The organism is Pseudomonas sp. C11 (assembly GCF_034683865.1).
Lineage (GTDB): Bacteria > Pseudomonadota > Gammaproteobacteria > Pseudomonadales > Pseudomonadaceae > Aquipseudomonas.
In genome coordinates this window covers 1-18164 of record NZ_JAWIIP010000011.1, presented here as the reverse complement: position 1 = coordinate 18164, position 18164 = coordinate 1, and the positions used below count along the sequence as shown (strand labels likewise).

General features: G+C 64.6%; 16 protein-coding genes. 4 read left to right on the top strand and 12 right to left on the bottom strand.

Annotated features, from left to right (window positions below; genetic code table 11):
* The first annotated feature begins 4 nt into the window (after positions 1-4).
* The gene (gene lpdA, locus VC352_RS17805; RefSeq protein ID WP_322980862.1) at positions 5-1405 is read left to right on the top strand and encodes a dihydrolipoyl dehydrogenase; all 1401 of its coding nucleotides are present in this window, start codon (positions 5-7) and stop codon (positions 1403-1405) included.
* Positions 1406-1420: 15 nt separating this feature from the next.
* On the opposite strand, the gene VC352_RS17800 is transcribed toward lpdA, so the two are convergent.
* The 11 genes from VC352_RS17800 to VC352_RS17750 all read right to left on the bottom strand — a co-directional run bounded on the left by VC352_RS17800 (position 1421) and on the right by VC352_RS17750 (position 13948).
* Positions 1421-1786, bottom strand: coding sequence for a DUF5064 family protein (locus VC352_RS17800; RefSeq protein ID WP_322980861.1), 366 nt, complete (start codon positions 1784-1786; stop codon positions 1421-1423).
* 14 nt (positions 1787-1800) lie between these two features.
* Positions 1801-2727, bottom strand: coding sequence for a carbamate kinase (gene arcC, locus VC352_RS17795; protein WP_322980860.1), 927 nt, complete (start codon positions 2725-2727; stop codon positions 1801-1803).
* A gap of 122 nt (positions 2728-2849) precedes the next feature.
* Positions 2850-3860 (bottom strand): ornithine carbamoyltransferase, encoded by a 1011-nt coding sequence (locus VC352_RS17790; protein ID WP_322980859.1) that lies wholly within the window; start codon positions 3858-3860, stop codon positions 2850-2852.
* Between the two features lie 64 nt (positions 3861-3924).
* Complete coding sequence (gene arcA / locus VC352_RS17785; RefSeq protein WP_322980858.1) at positions 3925-5175, bottom strand: arginine deiminase; 1251 nt, start codon at positions 5173-5175, stop codon at positions 3925-3927.
* 16 nt (positions 5176-5191) lie between these two features.
* Positions 5192-6619, bottom strand: coding sequence for an arginine-ornithine antiporter (gene arcD / locus VC352_RS17780; protein ID WP_322980857.1), 1428 nt, complete (start codon positions 6617-6619; stop codon positions 5192-5194).
* Between the two features lie 421 nt (positions 6620-7040).
* Complete coding sequence (gene putA / locus VC352_RS17775) at positions 7041-10976, bottom strand: trifunctional transcriptional regulator/proline dehydrogenase/L-glutamate gamma-semialdehyde dehydrogenase (RefSeq protein WP_322980856.1); 3936 nt, start codon at positions 10974-10976, stop codon at positions 7041-7043.
* Between the two features lie 365 nt (positions 10977-11341).
* The gene (locus VC352_RS17770; RefSeq protein ID WP_322980855.1) at positions 11342-11569 is read right to left on the bottom strand and encodes a DUF2790 domain-containing protein; all 228 of its coding nucleotides are present in this window, start codon (positions 11567-11569) and stop codon (positions 11342-11344) included.
* 90 nt (positions 11570-11659) lie between these two features.
* Positions 11660-11845: a hypothetical protein gene (locus VC352_RS17765; RefSeq protein WP_322980854.1), complete on the bottom strand. Its 186-nt coding sequence runs from the start codon at positions 11843-11845 to the stop codon at positions 11660-11662.
* Positions 11846-11935: 90 nt separating this feature from the next.
* Positions 11936-12892 (bottom strand): LysR family transcriptional regulator, encoded by a 957-nt coding sequence (locus VC352_RS17760; protein ID WP_322980853.1) that lies wholly within the window; start codon positions 12890-12892, stop codon positions 11936-11938.
* 40 nt (positions 12893-12932) lie between these two features.
* A complete protein-coding gene (locus VC352_RS17755) occupies positions 12933-13535 on the bottom strand; it encodes a LysE/ArgO family amino acid transporter (protein WP_322980852.1) in 603 nt (200 codons plus the stop codon).
* Complete coding sequence (locus tag VC352_RS17750) at positions 13535-13948, bottom strand: ACT domain-containing protein (RefSeq protein WP_322980851.1); 414 nt, start codon at positions 13946-13948, stop codon at positions 13535-13537. Before VC352_RS17750 ends, VC352_RS17755 begins: the two co-directional genes overlap by 1 nt.
* 94 nt (positions 13949-14042) lie before the next feature.
* On the opposite strand from VC352_RS17750, the gene VC352_RS17745 reads away from it, so the two are divergent.
* Positions 14043-14936 (top strand): LysR family transcriptional regulator ArgP, encoded by an 894-nt coding sequence (locus tag VC352_RS17745; RefSeq protein ID WP_322980850.1) that lies wholly within the window; start codon positions 14043-14045, stop codon positions 14934-14936.
* Between the two features lie 103 nt (positions 14937-15039).
* Positions 15040-16038 carry an NAD-dependent epimerase/dehydratase family protein gene (locus VC352_RS17740; protein ID WP_322980849.1) on the top strand — a complete coding sequence of 333 codons (999 nt, stop codon included), beginning with the start codon at positions 15040-15042 and terminating at the stop codon, positions 16036-16038.
* Here VC352_RS17740 and VC352_RS17735 read toward each other — a convergent pair.
* Positions 16029-16319: a hypothetical protein gene (locus VC352_RS17735; protein WP_322980848.1), complete on the bottom strand. Its 291-nt coding sequence runs from the start codon at positions 16317-16319 to the stop codon at positions 16029-16031. The two genes, VC352_RS17740 and VC352_RS17735, sit on opposite strands and share 10 nt — an antisense overlap.
* 351 nt (positions 16320-16670) lie before the next feature.
* Between VC352_RS17735 and VC352_RS17730 the strand changes: the two genes are divergently transcribed.
* Positions 16671-17519, top strand: coding sequence for an ATPase (locus tag VC352_RS17730; protein WP_322980847.1), 849 nt, complete (start codon positions 16671-16673; stop codon positions 17517-17519).
* Positions 17520-18164: the final 645 nt, after the last annotated feature.

The following is an 18164-nucleotide window of genomic DNA, read 5'->3' as shown; positions in this document are numbered from 1 at the left end:
AGCAATGAGCAGCTATGACGTGGTCATCATCGGCGCCGGCCCCGGCGGATATAACGCTGCGATTCGGGCTGGCCAACTGGGCTTGAAGGTGGCCTGCGTGGAAGGGCGCGAAACCCTCGGCGGCACCTGCCTGAACGTCGGTTGCATGCCGTCCAAGGCGTTGCTGCATGCCTCCGAACTCTACGAGGCGGCAGCCGGTGGTGACCTGAGTGCGCTGGGTGTGGAGGTCACGCCGACGCTCAACCTGGCGCAGATGATGAAGCAGAAGGCCGACAGCGTCGAAGCGCTGACCAAGGGCGTGGAGTTCCTGTTTCGCAAGAACAAGGTGGAGTGGATCAAGGGCTGGGCGCGCATCGACGGCCCTGGCCGGGTGCAGGTCAAGCTGCACGAGGGCAGCGAGCGCCTGCTGGAGACGAAGAACATCGTCATCGCCACGGGTTCCGAGCCAACACCGTTGCCGGGTGTGGAGATCGATAACCAACGCATTCTCGATTCCACCGGCGCGTTATCGCTGCCGGAGGTGCCCAAGCACCTGGTGGTGATTGGCGCCGGGGTGATCGGTCTGGAGCTGGGCTCGGTATGGCGGCGGCTGGGCAGCCAGGTCACCGTGGTGGAATACCTCGACCGCATCTGCCCTGGTCTTGATGGCGAAACGGCCAAGACCCTGCAACGCACCCTGGGCAAGCAGGGCATGAGTTTCAAGCTGGGCACCAAGGTCACGGGCGCACAGACGAGCAAGTCCGGCGTGGCTCTGACTCTGGAGCCTGCCGCAGGCGGCGCGAGTGAAACCCAGGAAGCCGACTACGTGCTGGTGGCCATCGGTCGGCGCCCCTACACCCAGGGACTGGGGTTGGAGACTGTCGGCCTGAACCCCGACAAGCGCGGCATGCTCGCCAACGAAAAACACCAGAGCGGCGTACCCGGCGTGTGGGTGATCGGCGACGTCACCTCCGGGCCAATGCTCGCACATAAGGCGGAAGACGAGGCGGTGGCCTGCATCGAACGCATCGCCGGGCATAAGGCGGAGGTCAACTACGGAGTGATCCCAGGCGTGATCTACACCCGCCCGGAGGTAGCCAGTGTCGGCAAGGGTGAAGAGGAGCTGAAGGCCGAAGGCCGCGCCTACAAGGTTGGCAAGTTTCCTTTCACGGCCAACAGCCGGGCGAAGATCAACCACGAGACCGAAGGCTTCGTGAAGATCCTCGCCGATGCCAATACCGACCAGATTCTCGGCGTGCACATGATCGGCCCGAGCGTGGGCGAGCTGATCGGCGAGTATTGCGTGGCCATGGAGTTCTCCGCCTCGGCCGAGGACATCGCGCTGACCTGCCACCCGCACCCGACCCGCTCGGAGGCCGGGCGCCAGGCAGCGATGGGTGTGCATGGCTGGACGATGCAGGCCTGAACGCGAGGCGAGACCTCAGATCACGTGATCGAGATTGACCGGATCGCCCGGTTTGGTATGCAGCTTGGCGCGGATATCGGCGAAGACCTTGTCGTACTCGTCGTGGCCGCGCATCACCGGGCTGGCGTTGGGATGCAGGCCATGACGGGCGGCCACGCGCGTGGCCACGCTGGCGAAGTTGAAGGCAACGTCGCGATGCAGTTCGAACTCTTCCGCGAAATGCTTGCCGTCGACCTCGCCGACCAGGCGCATGTGCAGCATCGGCCCTTGCTCCGGATCCTGGCGCACGTCGTAGTAGAAGTCCACCGAGAAGGGCGGCAGCACGCGCACGTGCTCGGGGCGGTCGTTGTTGTCGTGATGCAGATGACCGGGGGTGAACATGATCCGAGCCTCCCTCAACGATAGGTGATACCAACGCAGTCCAGGCTGATGCGTGTACCGGAGTGGCCCTGGACGATGGCTTCGATGTTCTCCAGCGAACCGATCACGGCCGTGCTGCCGGTATTGCGGGCGAACTCGCAGGCTGCTTGCACCTTCGGCCCCATGGAGCCGGCGGCGAAACCAAGCGTTTCGATGGCATCGGGGTGGGCTTCGGCGATGGATTTCTGCGTCGGCTTGCCCCAGTCCGTGTAGACAGCGTCGACATCGGTGGCGATCACCAGCAAGTCGGCATTCAGTTGTTCGGCCAGCAGTGCCGAGCACAAGTCCTTGTCGATCACCGCCTCGACGCCGCGTAACTGGTTGCCGTCATACATCGTCGGGATGCCGCCGCCACCGGCGCAGATCACCACGCTGCCCTTTTCCAGCAGCCATTTGATCGGGCGGATCTCGAAGATGCGCTGCGGGCGCGGGCTGGCCACCACGCGGCGGAACTTGTCGCCATCCGGGGCGATGCTCCAGCCTTTCTCGGCGGCCAGGCGTTCGGCGTCTTGCTGCGTATAGACCGGGCCGATGGGCTTGCTGGGTGTCTTGAAGGCCGGGTCGGCGCTGTCCACTTCCACCTGGGTGAGGATGGTGGCGAATGGCACCTCGAACGGCAGCAGATTGCCCAGCTCCTGTTCGATCATGTAGCCGATCATGCCTTCGGTTTCGGCGCCGAGTACGTCCAGCGGGTAGGGATTGGCAGTATCGTAAGCGTTGCCCTGCAGGGCCAGCAGGCCGACCTGCGGGCCGTTGCCGTGGGCGATCACCAGTTCGTTGCCGGGTGCCACCTTGGCGATCTGCTGGCAGGCGATACGCACGTTGTCACGTTGGTTTTGTGCAGTCATGGCTTCGCCACGACGAAGCAGGGCGTTGCCGCCCAGGGCGATGACGAGTCGCATGTTGTTCTCCTTGGCGTTCGGATTGAGTCCGGGGCGTGGTCTGGGCTCAGCATCGCCGGCCAGACCCTCTCCCCCGGCCCCTCTCCCATTAATGGGAGAGGGGAGACAAGCCCTACGTGAACCTAAATATCAGCCAGAGTGGCCACCAGAATCGCCTTGATGGTGTGCATGCGGTTCTCCGCTTGCTCGAAGGCGATGTTCCAGGGCGACTCGAAGACGTCTTCGGTGACCTCGATGCCATTGGCCAGGTGCGGGTACTTTTCCGCGATCTGCTTGCCGACCTTGGTTTCGCTGTTATGGAAGGCGGGCAGGCAGTGCATGAATTTCACCCGTGGGTTGCCGGCGGCCTTCATGATCTCGGCGTTGACCTGGTAGGGCAGCAGTTCCTGGATACGCTCGCCCCAGGCTTCCACCGGCTCGCCCATGGATACCCAGACGTCGGTGTGGACGAAATCCACGCCCTTGACGGCTGCCTTAGGGTCTTCAGTGAGCAGGATGCATGCACCGCTTTCCTCCGCGAATTGCTTGCACGCGGCGACGTGTTCGTCGCTCGGCCAGAGCGCCTTGGGCGCGGCGATACGCACGTCCATGCCGAGCTTGGCGCCAATCAGCAGCAGCGAGTTGCCCATGTTGTTGCGTGCGTCACCGAGGTAGGCGTAGGCGATGTCGTGCAACGGCTTGTCGCTGTGCTCGCGCATGGTCAGTACGTCGGCGAGCATCTGTGTCGGGTGATATTCGTCGGTCAGGCCATTGAACACCGGTACGCCGGCGTAGGTGGCCAGTTCCTCGACGATCTCCTGCTTGAAGCCACGATACTCGATGGCGTCGTACATGCGCCCGAGCACGCGGGCGGTGTCTTTCATCGATTCCTTGTGGCCGATCTGCGAGGAGTTGGGGTCGATGTAGGTGACGTTGGCGCCCTGATCGTAGGCGGCTACCTCGAAGGCGCAGCGGGTGCGGGTGGAGGTTTTTTCGAAGATCAGCGCGATGTTCTTGCGCTTGAGGTGCTGCTGCTCGGTGCCGGTGTACTTGGCGCGCTTGAGGTCGCGCGACAGGTCGAGCAGGTAGCGCAGCTCGCGTGTGCTGTGGTGCATCAGGCTGAGCAGGTGGCGGTTGTGCATGTTGAGCGCCATGGTTCTCTCTCCTTGTGGGCCGTCGAAGCACCCCGGCAGCGGATGGCCGCCGGGGTTGGCGGGGTCAGTAATCGATGGGGTCGCGGATGATCGGGCAGGTCATGCAGTGGCCACCGCCGCGGCCGCGTCCCAGTTCGCTGGCGCTGATGGTGATGACCTCGACGCCAGCCTTGCGCAGCAGGGTGTTGGTGTAGGTGTTGCGGTCGTAGCCGATGACCACGCCGGGCTCCAGGCAGACCACGTTATTGCCGTCATCCCATTGCTCGCGCTCGGCCTCGTAGGCATCGCCGCCGGTTTCCACCACGCGCAGCTGCTTGAGGCCGAGAGATTCGGCGACCACCTCGACGAAGGGTTTGTCTTCACGACGCACGTCGATGCCGCCGGGGCGGCTTTCGTCCGGGCGCAGGGTGAAGGGCACGATGCTGTTGGCGACTTCCGGGAAGATGGTCACCAGATCGCGGTCGCAGAAGCTGAACACCGTGTCCAGGTGCATGGCCGCACGGGAGCGATCGAGGCCGGCGACGACGACCTTGTCTGCCGCGCCCTTGGCGAACAGCGCGCGGGCGACCTGGCCAATGGCCTGGTGCGAGGTGCGTTCGCCCATGCCGATCAGCACGGTGCCGTTACCGATGGGCATGACGTCGCCGCCTTCCAGCGAGGCCGAGCCGTGATCCTGATCCGGGTCGCCGTACCAGATCTCGAAGGGTTCCTCGGCGAAGTCCGGGTGGAATTTGTAGATGGCGCTGGCCAGCAGGGTTTCCTGACGGCGCGCCGGCCAATGCATGGGGTTGAGGGTGACGCCGCCGTAGATCCAGCAGGTGGTGTCGCGGGTGAACTGGGTGTTGGGCAGCGGCGGGAAGATGAAGCTGGCTTCGCCCAGGTAGGCGTTGAACATCTTCGCCGCCTCGGAGTCCTTGTGCTTGGCCAGGTCGGCGCCGGACACGCCGCCGATAAGGAATTCGGCGATGCGCCGTGGCTCCAGGGATTCGACGAAATCGCGTACTTCCGTCAGCAGGCCGAGGCCGACGCTGTTGGCGGTGATCTTGCGGTCGAGGATCCACTTCAATGCTTCGGGTTTGCTGACGGTTTCTTCCAGCAGGTTGTGCATCTCCACCACCTCGATGCCGCGCTCGCGCATCTTGGTCATGAAGTCGAAGTGGTCGCGCTTGGCCTGGGATACCCAGATCACATCGTCGAACAGCAATTCGTCGCAGTTGGCGGGGGTCAGGCGCAGGTGCGCCAGGCCCGGCGAACAGACCATTACCTTGTGCAGTTTGCCGGCTTCGGAATGAACGCCGAGGGGTTTCTTGCTCATGAAAGAACTCCTTCTCCTAGAGACTCAGAAAACCGTCATACAGCCCATAGGCCGCGATGGCGGCGCCTATCAACACGGCCGCGAAAATCAGTTTTTCGATGCCGGTGAAAATGGCTTGCCCCAGTTCGTGCTTGGCCTTGGCGAAGAGGATCGCGCCGGGGGCATAGAGCAGCGCGGAGAGCAGCAGGTATTGGATACCGGCGGCATACACCAGCCAGACCGCGTAGAGGGTGGAAACCAGCGCGATCAGCAGATCCTTGTTGCGCTCGCCCGCCGCGTTTTCGTAGGTTTCGCCGCGCACCGCCAGCAGCACCGCATAGGCGCTGGACCAGAAGTACGGCACCAGGATCATCGAGGTGGCCAGGTACAGCAGGCTGAGGTAGGTGGAGGCGCTGAACAGGGTGATGATCAGGAACAACTGGATCAGCCCGTTGGACAGCCACAGCGCATTGGCCGGGACGTGGTTGGTGTTCTCCTTGCGCAGGAACTCCGGCATGGTGTGGTCGCGCGCGCTGGCGAAAAGAATCTCCGCGCACAGCAGCGTCCAGGACAGCAGTGCACCGGCCAGCGAGACGATCAGGCCGATGGAGATCAGTTGCGCGCCCCAGGGGCCAACCACCTGCTCCAGCACGCTGGCCATCGACGGGTTCTTCAGCCCGGCCAGTTGCGCCTGGGCGAGAATGCCCTGGCTGAGCACGTTGACCAGCACCAGCAGCAGAAGCACGCCGACGAAACCGATCACCGTGGCTTTGCCGACATCGCTGCGTTTTTCGGCGCGGGCGGAGAAGATGCTCGCGCCTTCGATGCCGATGAACACCCAGACGGTGACCAGCATCATGTTGCGGACCTGATCCATCGCGCTGCCCAGTTCGGGGTTGCCAGCGCCCCAGAAGTCCGTAGTGAACACGTCCAGCTTGAAGGCGATGGCGGCGATGATGATGAACAGCGCCAGCGGCAGCATCTTGGCGATGGTGGTCACGGTGTTGATGAAGGCCGCTTCCTTGATCCCGCGCAGCACCAGAAAGTGCAGCAGCCAGAGCAGCACCGAGGCGCCGAGCACTGCCGGCAGGGTGTTGCCTTCACCGAAGATCGGGAAGAAGTAACCCAATGTGGAGAACAGCAGCACCATGTAGCTGACGTTGCCGATCCAGGCGCTGATCCAGTAGCCCCAGGCCGAGGAGAAGCCCATGTAGTCGCCGAAACCGGCCTTGGCGTAGGCGTATACGCCGCCGTCGAGTTCGGGTTTGCGGTTGGCCAGGGTCTGGAAGACGAAGGCCAGGGTCAGCATGCCGACCCCGGTTATCAGCCAGCCGATCAGGGTGGCGCCAGCACTGGCGCTGGCCGCGATGTTTTGCGGTAGCGAGAAGATACCGCCGCCGACCATGGAGCCGACGACCAGCGCGATCAGCGCGCCGAGGCGGAGTTTTTGCGTCGAGTCAGACATCTCAATTACCTCCGTGTCACGAGGGGACATAGGCATTGAGCGCGTTTGGCGAGCACTGCATCCTGACATGAGTCAACAGTCGGGATTCGTCAACGCACATCCGTGTAGTAAGCGTTGTCGAGTACCTGACGAATATCAGGACTGCAGCTCTGGCTGGCGTAGTGGTACGTCAGTACGGACACCATAGTCCTGATTTTTCGGGACGCAATGGTGGCTTTTTGCGATAGGAAGGGAGCGGGCGGGGCGGTTGGCCCCGCTCGACGCGCCGGCCGGATAGGCTGGCGCAGACCCGAAGGTCGGAAGGAAAGAACATGACACTGGGCGGGTAGCCCCTGCAGGCAGTTGCGTCATGTGGGTACAGCATGGCGTGGGAAGCTTTCAGCAAGCTTTCCACGCCATGACTTATTGATGACCCTGGCGTTTAACCAATGGTCATCAGACTGGCGTTACCACCGGCTGCAGCGGTGTTGACGCTCAGCGCGTGCTCGATCAGCAGGCGTTCCAGCGGGATGTCGGTCTCGCCCTTGTTCAGGCCGTGCACACCGACGATGGCGCCCTTGCGCTGCGCCGCCTGCTCGCTGACTGCGCGCAACTGGTCGGAGTCGCCGTGATGCAGGATAGCGTCCAGCTCCACGTCGACGCTGTTCCAGTCGGCCACCAGTTGGATGTGCTTCTGCACCTCCTTCGGCAGTTCGCTGTACAGCGCGCGCTGGCTTTCCAGCCAGATCGCCCGGCTGCCGACGGCCAGGGTGGCCGCCAGTTGCGCCAGCAGATCACCGCGCTCGTCGGCCAGGTTCAGCACGTGCTCACGCGGCAGCAGGGTGTAGCTGTTGCGCTCGCCGGTCGGGCCGGTCAGCGTGTGGCTGCTGTAGCTCTGCGACAGGACGCGGTACTGCTCGAACAGCGCGGCGATGGCCGGCTCCTGCTTGCCCGCCCATTCGGCGAAGGCGACGCGTACCTTGTCCAGCTCGGTCGGAACCGGCAGGGCCTGAACCTCGGCCTGCTGCAGATACTGGGCGACGGCTTCCTGTGGGCGAGTCGAGAGTAGGCGATAGAGGTACAGCGGGCCACCAGCTTTCGGGCCGGTGCCGGACAGGCCTTCACCGCCGAACGGCTGCACGCCGACCACGGCGCCGACCATGTTGCGGTTGACGTACAGGTTGCCGACCTTGGCGGTGCCGACCACCTGGGCGATGGTCTCGTCGATGCGCGTGTGCACGCCGAGGGTCAGGCCGTAGCCGCTGTCATTGATCTGCTGCAGCAGCTTGCCCAGATCCGCGCGCTGGTAGCGCACCACGTGCAGCACCGGGCCGAAGATCTCGCGCTTCATCTCGTCGAAGCTGTCCAGCTCGATCAGGGTCGGCACGACGAAGGTGCCGCGCTTGATCTCCTCGCCATTGACGCGCGCCAACTGGGTGACCTTGCGGCCTTTTTCGCGCAGCTTGGCGATGTGGGTTTCGATGCCGGCCTTGGCTTCGGCGTCGATCACCGGGCCGATGTCGGTGTTCAGGCGCTCCGGGTTGCCCAGGCTGTATTCGGCCATGGCGCCCTTGAGCATGGTCAGCACGCGGTCGGCCACGTCGTCCTGCACGCACAGTACGCGCAGCGCCGAGCAGCGCTGGCCGGCGCTGTCGAAGGCAGAGGCGACCACGTCCATCACCACCTGCTCGGTCAGTGCCGAGGAGTCGACAATCATGGCGTTGAGGCCGCCGGTTTCGGCGATCAGCGGGATGGTACGGCCCTGGGCATCCAGGCGACCGGCGATGTTGCGCTGGAGGATGCCGGCGACTTCAGTGGAGCCAGTGAACATCACCCCGCGCACGCGCTCGTCACCCACCAGGCGCGCACCGACGGTTTCGCCACGACCCGGCAGCAACTGCACGGCGCCAGCCGGCACGCCGGCCTCGCGCAGGATGCGCACGGCCTGGGCGGCGATCAGCGGGGTCTGCTCGGCCGGTTTGGCCAGTACGGTGTTGCCGGCGGCCAGGGCGGCAGCCACCTGACCGCTGAAGATCGCCAGCGGGAAGTTCCACGGGCTGATGCACACCACCGGGCCCAGCGGGCGGTGGCTGTCGTTGCCGAAGCTGCGTGCCTGGATCGCGTAGTACCGCAGGAAGTCCACCGCCTCGCGCACTTCGGCGATGGCGTTGGCGAAGGTTTTGCCGGACTCGCGGACCAGCAGGCCCATCAGTTGCTGCAGCTCGGCTTCCATCAGGTCGGCGGCGCGTTCCAGCACGGCAGCGCGCTCGGCCGGCAGAGTGGACTGCCAGATCTGGCCGCTGGACAGGGCGCAGAGGATGGCGCTGTCGAAGTCCTTGACGCTGGCTTCGCGCACATGGCCGACCAGGTCGCGGTGATCGGCCGGGTTGCGCACTGGCTCCGGCTCGCCCGGATTGGCGCCATCGCAACCGAGCATCGGCTCGGCCAGATAGCTGTGGTTGGCGGTCGACAGCAGCGCCGAGGACAGCGAGCCAAGGCGGTGTTCGTTGGCCAGATCCAGGCCCGACGAGTTGACCCGCTCCTTGCCATACAAATCACGCGGCAGCGCGATGCGCGGGTGCGGCAGGCCGATGGTGCCTTCCTGTGCGGCCATCTGCTCGACCTGCAGCACTGGATCGAGCACCAGGTCTTTCAGCGAGATGCTGTGGTCGGCGATGCGGTTGACGAAGCTGGTGTTGGCGCCGTTTTCCAGCAGGCGGCGTACCAGGTAGGCCAGCAGGGTTTCGTGGCTGCCCACCGGTGCGTAGATGCGGCACGGGCGGTTCAGCTTGCCATCGGCAATCTTGCCCACCACCTGCTCATACAGCGGCTCACCCATGCCGTGCAGGCACTGGAACTCGTACTGGCCCGGGTAGTAGTTCTGTCCGGCCAGGTGGTAGATGGCCGACAGCGAGTGGGCGTTGTGGGTGGCGAACTGCGGGTAGATGGCTTCCGGCGCGGCCAGCAGTTTGCGTGCGCAGGCGATGTAGGAAACGTCGGTGTACGGCTTGCGGGTATACACCGGGTAGCCTTCCAGGCCGTTGACCTGGGCCAGCTTGATCTCGCTGTCCCAGTAGGCGCCTTTCACCAGGCGGATCATCAGGCGGTGACGGCTGCGCTTGGCCAGGTCGATGACGTAGTCGATCACGTACGGGCAGCGCTTCTGGTAGGCCTGGATGACGAAACCGATGCCGTTCCAGCCGGCCAGGCTCGGCTCGAAGCACAGGCGCTCGAGCAGATCCAGCGACAGCTCCAGGCGGTCGGCTTCCTCGGCGTCGATGTTGAGGCCGATGTCGTACTGCTTGGCCAGTTGGGTCAGGCCCAGCAGGGTCGGGTACAGCTCGTCCATCACGCGCTCGTACTGCGCGCGGCTGTAGCGCGGGTGCAGGGCGGAGAGCTTGATCGAGATGCCGGGGCCTTCGTAGATGCCGCGACCATGCGAGGCCTTGCCGATGGCATGGATCGCCTGCTCGTAGGAGGCCAGGTAACGCTTGGCGTCCTCCTCGGTCAGCGCGGCTTCACCGAGCATGTCGTAGGAGTAGCGGAAGCCTTTGGCTTCCAGGGTGGAGGCGTTGGCCAGGGCTTCGGCTATGGTTTCGCCGGTGACGAACTGCTCGCCCATCAGGCGCATGGCCATGTCCACGCCCTTGCGGATCACCGGCTCGCCGCTCTTGCCGATGATGCGGTTGAGCGCCGAGGTCATGCCGGCTTCGGTGTGGGTCGATACCAGCTTGCCGGTGATCAGCAGCCCCCAGCTCGCCGCGTTGACGAACATCGACGGGCTCTGGCCGAGGTGCTGGCTCCAGTTGCCGTTGGCGATCTTGTCGCGTATCAGCGCGTCGCGGGTGGCCTTGTCGGGGATGCGCAGCAGGGCTTCGGCCAGGCACATCAGCGCCACGCCTTCCTGCGACGACAGCGAGAACTCCTGCAGCAGGCCCTGCACCAGGCCCTGACGGCCGCTGGCGTTCTTCTGGTTGCGCAGCTTCTCGGCGATACCCAGGGCCAGCTTCTGCGAGGCTTCGGCCTGCTGTGGGTTCAGGCGCGCCTGCTCCAGCAGCATCGGCACCACTTCGGTTTCCGGGCGGCGATAGGCGCTGGTGATGGCGGCGCGCAGGACGGATTGCGGGAGGATGCTTTCGGCGAAATCGAGGAATACCTGCAGACCCTGTTCGGTCAGCGACTCCAGCGCCTCTTCACCGGCAGCAGCGGCCAGGCCGGCATGCTCGGCGGGCGTCAGGCCACTCTCGACTTGCTCCAGATAATTGAAGACCGCCTGCTTGATCATCCAGTGCGGCGTACGGTCGATTTGCGCGGCAGCCTGTTTCAGGCGTTCGCGGGTGGCATCGTCGAGTTTTACGCCAAGAGTGGTAGTAGCCATGGTGAGTCCTACTTGTCAGTTATGCACGGTACAAAACTGCCGGAGCAATTTTTGACGTCGCTTGCGACGGCCCGAATCAGCGGCCAGCAAAAAAGCTGCGGGAGAGTAAACCCGAGAATACGCAAGGTGCAACTAGGTGCAACCTATAAAGGATGCTGGGCGACGAACGACAGGGTGCTGGCCAAGCCTGCAAACTGCGTTGCGTAGGGCGTTTGCATGGGCTAGGCAGCGCTGGAACGGTGTCGATTCGAGCTAGGTGCAACCCGGGTTGTACCGGTGCGAGGGTGCTGGCCCTTGATTCAGGGTAGACCGCCATGGCGAGGCGGAGGGGCGGGGGTGACGGACTGCAGGTGTGTGGGTCAGGCTCAGCCGCGGCAGTCATCACCGAGGCGTTGATAGATGAGGGTGTGCTGTTCGCCCTTGGAGTCCAGGTAGACCATACGAGCCTCTCCCACGTCGCAGCCCTGAGGCAGGCTCTGACTGATGATCTGGGCGATATCCAGTTGCATGCCGTAGTGATAGTGCTCGGGAGTTTCGGCATGAGCCAGGGTGGCGGCGCAGCCGAGGGCGAGCAGGCAGGCGATACGTTGCATGATGACCTCCGATGTGACTAAAGAGGGCCGGCATGCCGGCCCGAAGGGCGTTGGCCAGGAGCGGGGGAGGCCAGCGCCAGGTGAAGGTTTTCAGCCGCGCTGGTCGTTGGTGTCCGAATGCGTCGATTGCGCCTGCTGTTCGGCGCCGGGGCTCTCCTGCAGATGCTGATGAGCCTGCGATTGCGCGACGAAGGCGGCAGATTCTTCGGCAAAACAGGCCTGGGCGCCGAGCAGGGTGGCGAGGGAAAGGGCAGTGGCAGTGAACAGGTTTTTCATGATGCGATCCTCTGGCGGATTCTTCGTGGGTTCGAAGTCATCCTAGAGAGGCGCACACTGCCGAAAAAGCGCGTTCCGGGTGAATCACCGTTACCTTTGGCGCAACAATGCTTGCGGTGTCGCCCAGCATTGAGGGTTTTCCAGCACGGTTTCGTCGCCGTGCAGCAGGGGCGGCAGTTCCTCCTTGAGGAAGTCCACCCAGGTGCGCGTCTTGGCATCGAGAAAGCGCCGTGACGGGTACATGGCGTAGATATTCAGGGCGCGCAGGCGCCGCTGCGGCAGGAGGCGCAGCAGGCGCCCTTCGCGCAGCGGCTGGCTGGCGACGAACGACGGCAGCAGGCAGAAACCCATGCCCGCCTGCGCCGCCTTGACCAGCGCTTCAGCTACGTTGACCTGAAAGCACTCGGCCGGCAGGGCTTCCAGTTGCTCGTCGCCGAAATCCCATTGGCCGCGATACAGCGGGTCGGTGAGGCGCAGATGGCGATGCTTTTGCAGATCCTGCGGGTGCTCGGGTATGCCGTACTCGGCGAGGTAGCTGGGCGCGGCGCAGATCACACTGTGGATCGCGCCCAGGCGCTGGGCGACCAGCTGCGAGTCCGGCAGATCCTGCGCGAAGGCGATGGTCACGTCGTGGCCATCCTCGAGCAGATCCGGCGTGCGTTGCGCCAGGGTTAGTTCGATCACCACCTGCGGGTAGCGCTCGGCATAGCGGGCGATCAACGGGGTGATGTGTTGCAGGCCGAGGCCGGTCATGGTGTGTACGCGCAGGCGTCCGCTGGGCGTTTGATGGGCGCCACGTGCTTCGGCATCGGCTTCGTCGATCTGGCCGAGAATCTGTCGGCAGCGCTCCAGGTAGCGCTCGCCGGTTTCGGTCAGTGCCAGGCGTCGCGTGGTGCGCTGCAACAGGCGCGCTTGCAGGTGTTGCTCCAGGTCGGTGATCAGCCGTGACACCTGGGCGGTGGAGAGATCGAGCGCCTGCGCAGCCGCGGTGAAGCTGCCGCGCTCGACCACCTGAACGAACACGCGCATCGCATGCAGAGCGTCCATTGTTGCTCCTGACGTAATGAGTCAGGCGCATTATGCGCGATTACAGCGAGCCCAGAACAAGTTGCGCCGCCACGCTGAACATCATTACCGCCACGCCCAGATCGATCAGCCGCCAGGTCAGTGGTCGGGCCAGCCAGGGCGCCAGCCACGCCGCACCGAGCGCCAGGGTACTGAACCAGAGGAAAGACGCGCTGGCGGCACCTGCGGCATAGGCGCCAGGCTCGATTTGCTGAGCGCCGAGCGAGCCGATCAGCAGCACGGTATCCAGATAAACGTGTGGGTTGAGCAGGGTGACCGCCAGCGCCGTCAGCAGCACGGCGCGTAATGATCGCGGTTCACTGCCGGCTGCCTGTAACGATTGCGGGCGTGCGGCACGCAGCAGTGCCTGGCTGCCGTACCAGATCAGAAACGCCGCGCCACCCCAGCGGGCGATGGCCAGTAGCGTCGCGCTTTGTGCCAGCAGGCTGGCCAGGCCGAACACGCCAGCCGCCACCAGGATGGCATCGCAAAGGATGCACAGCGCCGCCACCGGCAGGTGATGTTCGCGGCGCAGGCTCTGCGCCAGGACGAAGGCATTCTGCGCGCCGATGGCCATGATCAGGCCGATGGCGACCAGCAGGCCGTTGCTGTAGCTCTGCCACATCAGGCTGTCTCCGGCAGAGACGCTGCCGACAGGGCGCGCAGGGTGGACAGCGCCCGTTCGGCGCGCTCGATAGGGACGAAAATATGGTCGTGGTGGAAACCGGCGACCACGTTGCAACTGATGCCGGCCTGCGCCAGGGCGGCGGAGAAGGCGGCGGTCAAACCCACGGCAGCCAGCGACGAATGCACCTGCAGGGTGATCCAGGCGGCGACGTAGTCGTAACTCAGGCCGTGTGCATCGGCGGTGTCGCGCGCCAGGATCAGGCTCAGGCCTTCGCCCTCGCGCAGGCTGGCGATGGGCTGCAGGGCGTTGCAGTCCTGCTCGGCCGGCAAGCAGCAGAACACGTACTGACCGGGGTTGAGTTGCGGCGTCATGCTTTGCAGCAGGCGTGCGAGATGGGTTTCGCCGGGCATGGCGGGCTCCTGATGAGGCTGAATGCTGGCGAGTCTGCTGCGTGCGGATGTATAAGAGAAACCAATATTGCTGATTGCTCATTAGGAAAATCGATTGTTCGACTACAAACTTCTGGCCGCGCTGGCGGCGGTGGTGGAGCAGGCCGGTTTCGAGCGGGCGGCGCAGGTGCTGGGCTTGTCGCAGTCAGCGGTGTCGCAGCGCATCAAGCTGCTCGAGGCGCGGGTCGGCCAGCCGGTGCTGGTGCGTGCTACGCCGCCAGCGCCCACCGAGATCGGTCGGCGCCTGCTCAACCACGTGCAGCAGGTGCGCCTGCTCGAGCGCGATCTGCAGGGCCAGGTGCCGGGGCTGGATGAACAGGCCTTGCCCGAGCGCCTGCGCATCGCCATCAACGCCGACAGCCTGGCCACCTGGTGGGCGGCTGCGGTCGCCGAGTTCTGTGCCGAACAGCGCCTGCTGATGGATCTGGTGGTGGAGGATCAGGAGGTCGGCCTCAAGCGCATGCGTGCTGGCGAAGTGGCCGGTTGCATCTGCGCGGCTGAGCGTCCGGTGGCGGGGGCTCGCAGCCTGGCGCTGGGCTCGATGCGCTATCTGGCGGTAGCCAGCCCGGATTTCATCGCCCGGCATTTCGGCGCTACGCGGCAAGCATCCGACCTGGCGCGTCTACCGGCCATCGTCTTTGGCCCGGACGATCAATTGCAGCACCGTTACCTGGTGGGTTTGGGCATTACCGGCAGCTTTGCCTACCACCTGTGCCCCTCCTCGGAAGGCTTCGTGCGTCTGGCCGAAAGCGGCCTGGGCTGGGGGCTGGTGCCGGAGTTGCAGGTGCGCGGCGAGCTGGCCAGTGGCGCTCTGGTCGAGTTGCTGCCGGGGCACGCCATCGACGTGCCCCTGTACTGGCATCACTGGCGTAACGGCGGTGAACTGTTGGCCGGCCTGACCGAGCACCTGCGCCGCGCCGCAGCGGGGGCGTTGGTGCAGTCGGGATGAGCGTGCCGGCTTCTGCAGCCGGCGTTCTGGCTCGCGCTGCCAGGGCGCAGCGGCGCCCACGCTGCTACATTTCGCCGACACGATGCAGGGTATGGAGGGAGCAATGAAAATCCTGGTCACCGGAGCAAGCGGCTTCATCGGCGGGCGCTTCGCCCGTTTCGCCCTGGAGCAGGGGCTGGACGTGCGCGTCAACGGGCGCCGCGCCGAGGGCGTGCAGCACCTGATCAGCCGTGGCGCCGAGTTCATCCAGGGCGACCTGACCGATGCCGAACTGGTGCAGCAGCTGTGCGAGGGTGTCGAGGCCGTGGTGCACTGCGCCGGCGCGGTCGGGGTGTGGGGCGACTATGCGCATTTTCACCGAGGCAACGTCACCCTCACCGAACATGTCGTCGACGCCTGCCTACGGCAGAAGGTGCGACGCCTGGTGCACCTGTCGTCGCCGTCGATCTATTTCGACGGGCGCGCCCATGTCGGTGTGCGTGAAGACCAGTTGCCCCGGCGCTTCTCCGATCACTACGGGCGCACCAAATTCCTCGCCGAGCAGCGCGTGTTCGCCGCCCAGCGCGAAGGCCTGGAGGTGCTGGCGCTGCGCCCGCGTTTCGTCACCGGGGCGGGCGATACCAGCATCTTCCCCCGGCTGATCGCCATGCAGCGCAAGGGGCGCCTGTCGATCATCGGCAATGGCCTGAACAAGGTCGATTTCACCAGCGTGCACAATCTCAACGCTGCGCTGCTGTGCGCGCTCAGGGCCGAGGGTGCCGCGCTGGGCAAGCCCTACAACATCAGCAATGGCGAGCCGGTGCCGCTGTGGGACGTGGTCAACTACGTGCTGCGCCGCCTCGACCTGCCACCGGTTACCCGCCACCTGCCATTCGGCCTGGCCTATGGCGTGGCGGCGCTGAACGAGGGTATCTGCCGCGTGCTGCCCGGTAGGCCTGAGCCCAGTCTGTTTCGCCTGGGCGTGGCGGTGATGGCGCGCGACTTCTCCCTGGATATCCGCCGTGCCCGCGAGTACCTGGGCTATCAACCGCAGGCGAGCCTATGGGATGCGCTGGATGAGTTCTGCGCCTGGTGGCAGGCGCAGACGGGCGATCAGGCGTAGATGCGCTGGCCGCGATAGATCCGTACCGAGCCGGCCGGTTCGGCCGTCGCTCGCTCGACGCTGGGCTGCGGCCTGGACGGGGTGGTGGGTTGGGGCTGCTCCGAGAGCTCGGCCAGGCGCAGGCCAAGATGGCGGGTTTGCTCGTCGCTGGAGCGCAGGCTGCCGGCGAGCATCGCGGTGATCGCGTCAGGCTGGCTCAGGCGAATGTCGACGGCCTGTTCTTCGCGCAGGCGGCGACGCAATGCCTTCATGCAATCCAGTACCTCTTTGTTCAGTTCCATTGCCAACTACCCCCGTGTATTCGAAAGGTCACGGCAGTGAGCGTCCGTCGCCCTCCGTAACCGAACCAGCCTGCTATCCAGCGGCTGGAGACGCATCTTCGTGCGGTGCAGAACAGTTAGCCGCCTGCTGGCTCATGAGCGACATCTACGTGGCGCCTCACGACAACGGAAAAGCAAAGTGCGTACCAGTTCAAACTTTGCGGAACTGCTGGGCTGTCGGCGGGTCGATGGCCCTGTCGCGCCCTTCGTCGGTGCGCCGCGCACCGGCTTGGCGCGACGCTGAAGCGATGATGGCGAATCGGTATACTGCGCGGCATTTCCGCTTACCCAGCTCCAACCATAGGTTCGATCATGCGCAACGACGCCAACGATGAGTTCGACAATCTGCCCAGCCTGACCCCTGAGCGCCGTGAGGAATTCGCCGAACCCATGGATGAACCCGCGCCGCGCTCCATGCGCGCCGCCAGCGCCAAGGTGCCCGCCGCCAAGGGTGCCAGTACCGGCCCGCTGTGGGCGCTGGTCGGGGCGCTGAGTTTCGCCCTGGCCGGCCTTGGCTGGTGGAGCCTGCAGCAGATCGGCCTGATGGAGCAGCGCCTGGTGGCAACTCAGGAGAGCTTCGCGCGCATCAGCGAGGAAGCTGCCGGGCGCATTCAGGACATCTCCGGCAAGGTGGTGGCCACCGAGTCGAACGTCACCACCGGCAGCGAGGCACTCAAGTTGCAGGTCAAGCAACTGGAGAACCGTGTGGCCGAGCTGACCAAGCAGCAGCAACAGAGCGCCACTGCCCAGGCCGCGCTGGACAAGCGCGTCGAACAGTTGGGCGCGGATCTCAAGAGCGGCATCGGTGCCAGTACCGACTTCGACAAGCGCCTGCAGGCGCTGAGCAGCGAGCAGAGCACCCTGAAAACCACCCTGGCCGATGCCAAGGCGGCGCAGGCCGAAGTAGGTAAGCTCGATGCGCGGATCAAGAGCCTGAGCAGCGATATCGAAGCGCTGAAGAAGCAGGGCAACCCGAGCCAGGCGATCCAGAGCCTGGAGCAGGATCTGGTGGTGCTGCGCAGCGAGATGGACAATCGCCCGGCTGCCAGTGCTGGCCCGAACACCGCCGAGTTCGATGCCTTCCGTGCGCAGGTCACGCGCAATATCAGTACCTTGCAGAGTCAGGTGGTGAATCTGCAGCAGCAGATTGATGCACGCTGAGCCATACGCCGGATAAACGAACGCCCCGCAATGCGGGGCGTTTTTTATGGAGTATCGAATTTTTTGGGTTGAGACTGGACTGGCAAGTTTGTGTTGGCTTGCTGGTTGTTCGGGTGTTTGTTCCGGATTGCCGCGTTTCTGCTGATGTTTTTGGTTTCGCCTTCCCAGGCGAGTCACTTTTGTCTTGGCAAAAGTAACCAAAACCGTCCGCCCGGTCATCCGGCCCTCGCTGCGCGAGGGTTCGCTCACTCCATCGCCGTTCCAGAGGCCCGCCACGATGGGCCATCCATGGCCCTCCGTGGCTCTCGCGACATCCTGTCGCTCGACCTCTTCCACAACGACTCCGTTCGCCCTCCTGGGCGGGCTCTGCGCGCGCCTGAACGGTAGGTAACCCCCTGCCCTAACGGCGTACTGCTTCCGAGCGGTCGGCGTCCCGATACGCCCTACGCACAGGTATAGCTCGGAGTGCTTTAGCAAGAGCAACAGCGAACGACAGACCCGTCGAGTTAAACCCATAGTTTCAGGCGCGCAAATGGCCCCTTCAGGAGGGTGAGTGGAATCGTTGTGTAGAGGGTTGAGCGGCATGGATGCCGCGAGAGCTGCGATGGGCCAGGGATGGCCCTTCGCAGCGTGCCCTCGGAGCAA

What these genes read in the sequence shown, in the direction of transcription:
- lpdA (WP_322980862.1), top strand. Translation starts at nt 5, where the DNA reads ATGAGCAGCTATGACGTGGTCATCATCGGCGCCGGCCCCGGCGGATAT.
- VC352_RS17800 (WP_322980861.1), bottom strand. Translation starts at nt 1,786, where the DNA reads ATGTTCACCCCCGGTCATCTGCATCACGACAACAACGACCGCCCCGAG.
- arcC (WP_322980860.1), bottom strand. Translation starts at nt 2,727, where the DNA reads ATGCGACTCGTCATCGCCCTGGGCGGCAACGCCCTGCTTCGTCGTGGC.
- VC352_RS17790 (WP_322980859.1), bottom strand. Translation starts at nt 3,860, where the DNA reads ATGGCGCTCAACATGCACAACCGCCACCTGCTCAGCCTGATGCACCAC.
- arcA (WP_322980858.1), bottom strand. Translation starts at nt 5,175, where the DNA reads ATGAGCAAGAAACCCCTCGGCGTTCATTCCGAAGCCGGCAAACTGCAC.
- arcD (WP_322980857.1), bottom strand. Translation starts at nt 6,619, where the DNA reads ATGTCTGACTCGACGCAAAAACTCCGCCTCGGCGCGCTGATCGCGCTG.
- putA (WP_322980856.1), bottom strand. Translation starts at nt 10,976, where the DNA reads ATGGCTACTACCACTCTTGGCGTAAAACTCGACGATGCCACCCGCGAA.
- VC352_RS17770 (WP_322980855.1), bottom strand. Translation starts at nt 11,569, where the DNA reads ATGCAACGTATCGCCTGCCTGCTCGCCCTCGGCTGCGCCGCCACCCTG.
- VC352_RS17765 (WP_322980854.1), bottom strand. Translation starts at nt 11,845, where the DNA reads ATGAAAAACCTGTTCACTGCCACTGCCCTTTCCCTCGCCACCCTGCTC.
- VC352_RS17760 (WP_322980853.1), bottom strand. Translation starts at nt 12,892, where the DNA reads ATGGACGCTCTGCATGCGATGCGCGTGTTCGTTCAGGTGGTCGAGCGC.
- VC352_RS17755 (WP_322980852.1), bottom strand. Translation starts at nt 13,535, where the DNA reads ATGTGGCAGAGCTACAGCAACGGCCTGCTGGTCGCCATCGGCCTGATC.
- VC352_RS17750 (WP_322980851.1), bottom strand. Translation starts at nt 13,948, where the DNA reads ATGCCCGGCGAAACCCATCTCGCACGCCTGCTGCAAAGCATGACGCCG.
- VC352_RS17740 (WP_322980849.1), top strand. Translation starts at nt 15,040, where the DNA reads ATGAAAATCCTGGTCACCGGAGCAAGCGGCTTCATCGGCGGGCGCTTC.
- VC352_RS17735 (WP_322980848.1), bottom strand. Translation starts at nt 16,319, where the DNA reads ATGGAACTGAACAAAGAGGTACTGGATTGCATGAAGGCATTGCGTCGC.
- VC352_RS17730 (WP_322980847.1), top strand. Translation starts at nt 16,671, where the DNA reads ATGCGCAACGACGCCAACGATGAGTTCGACAATCTGCCCAGCCTGACC.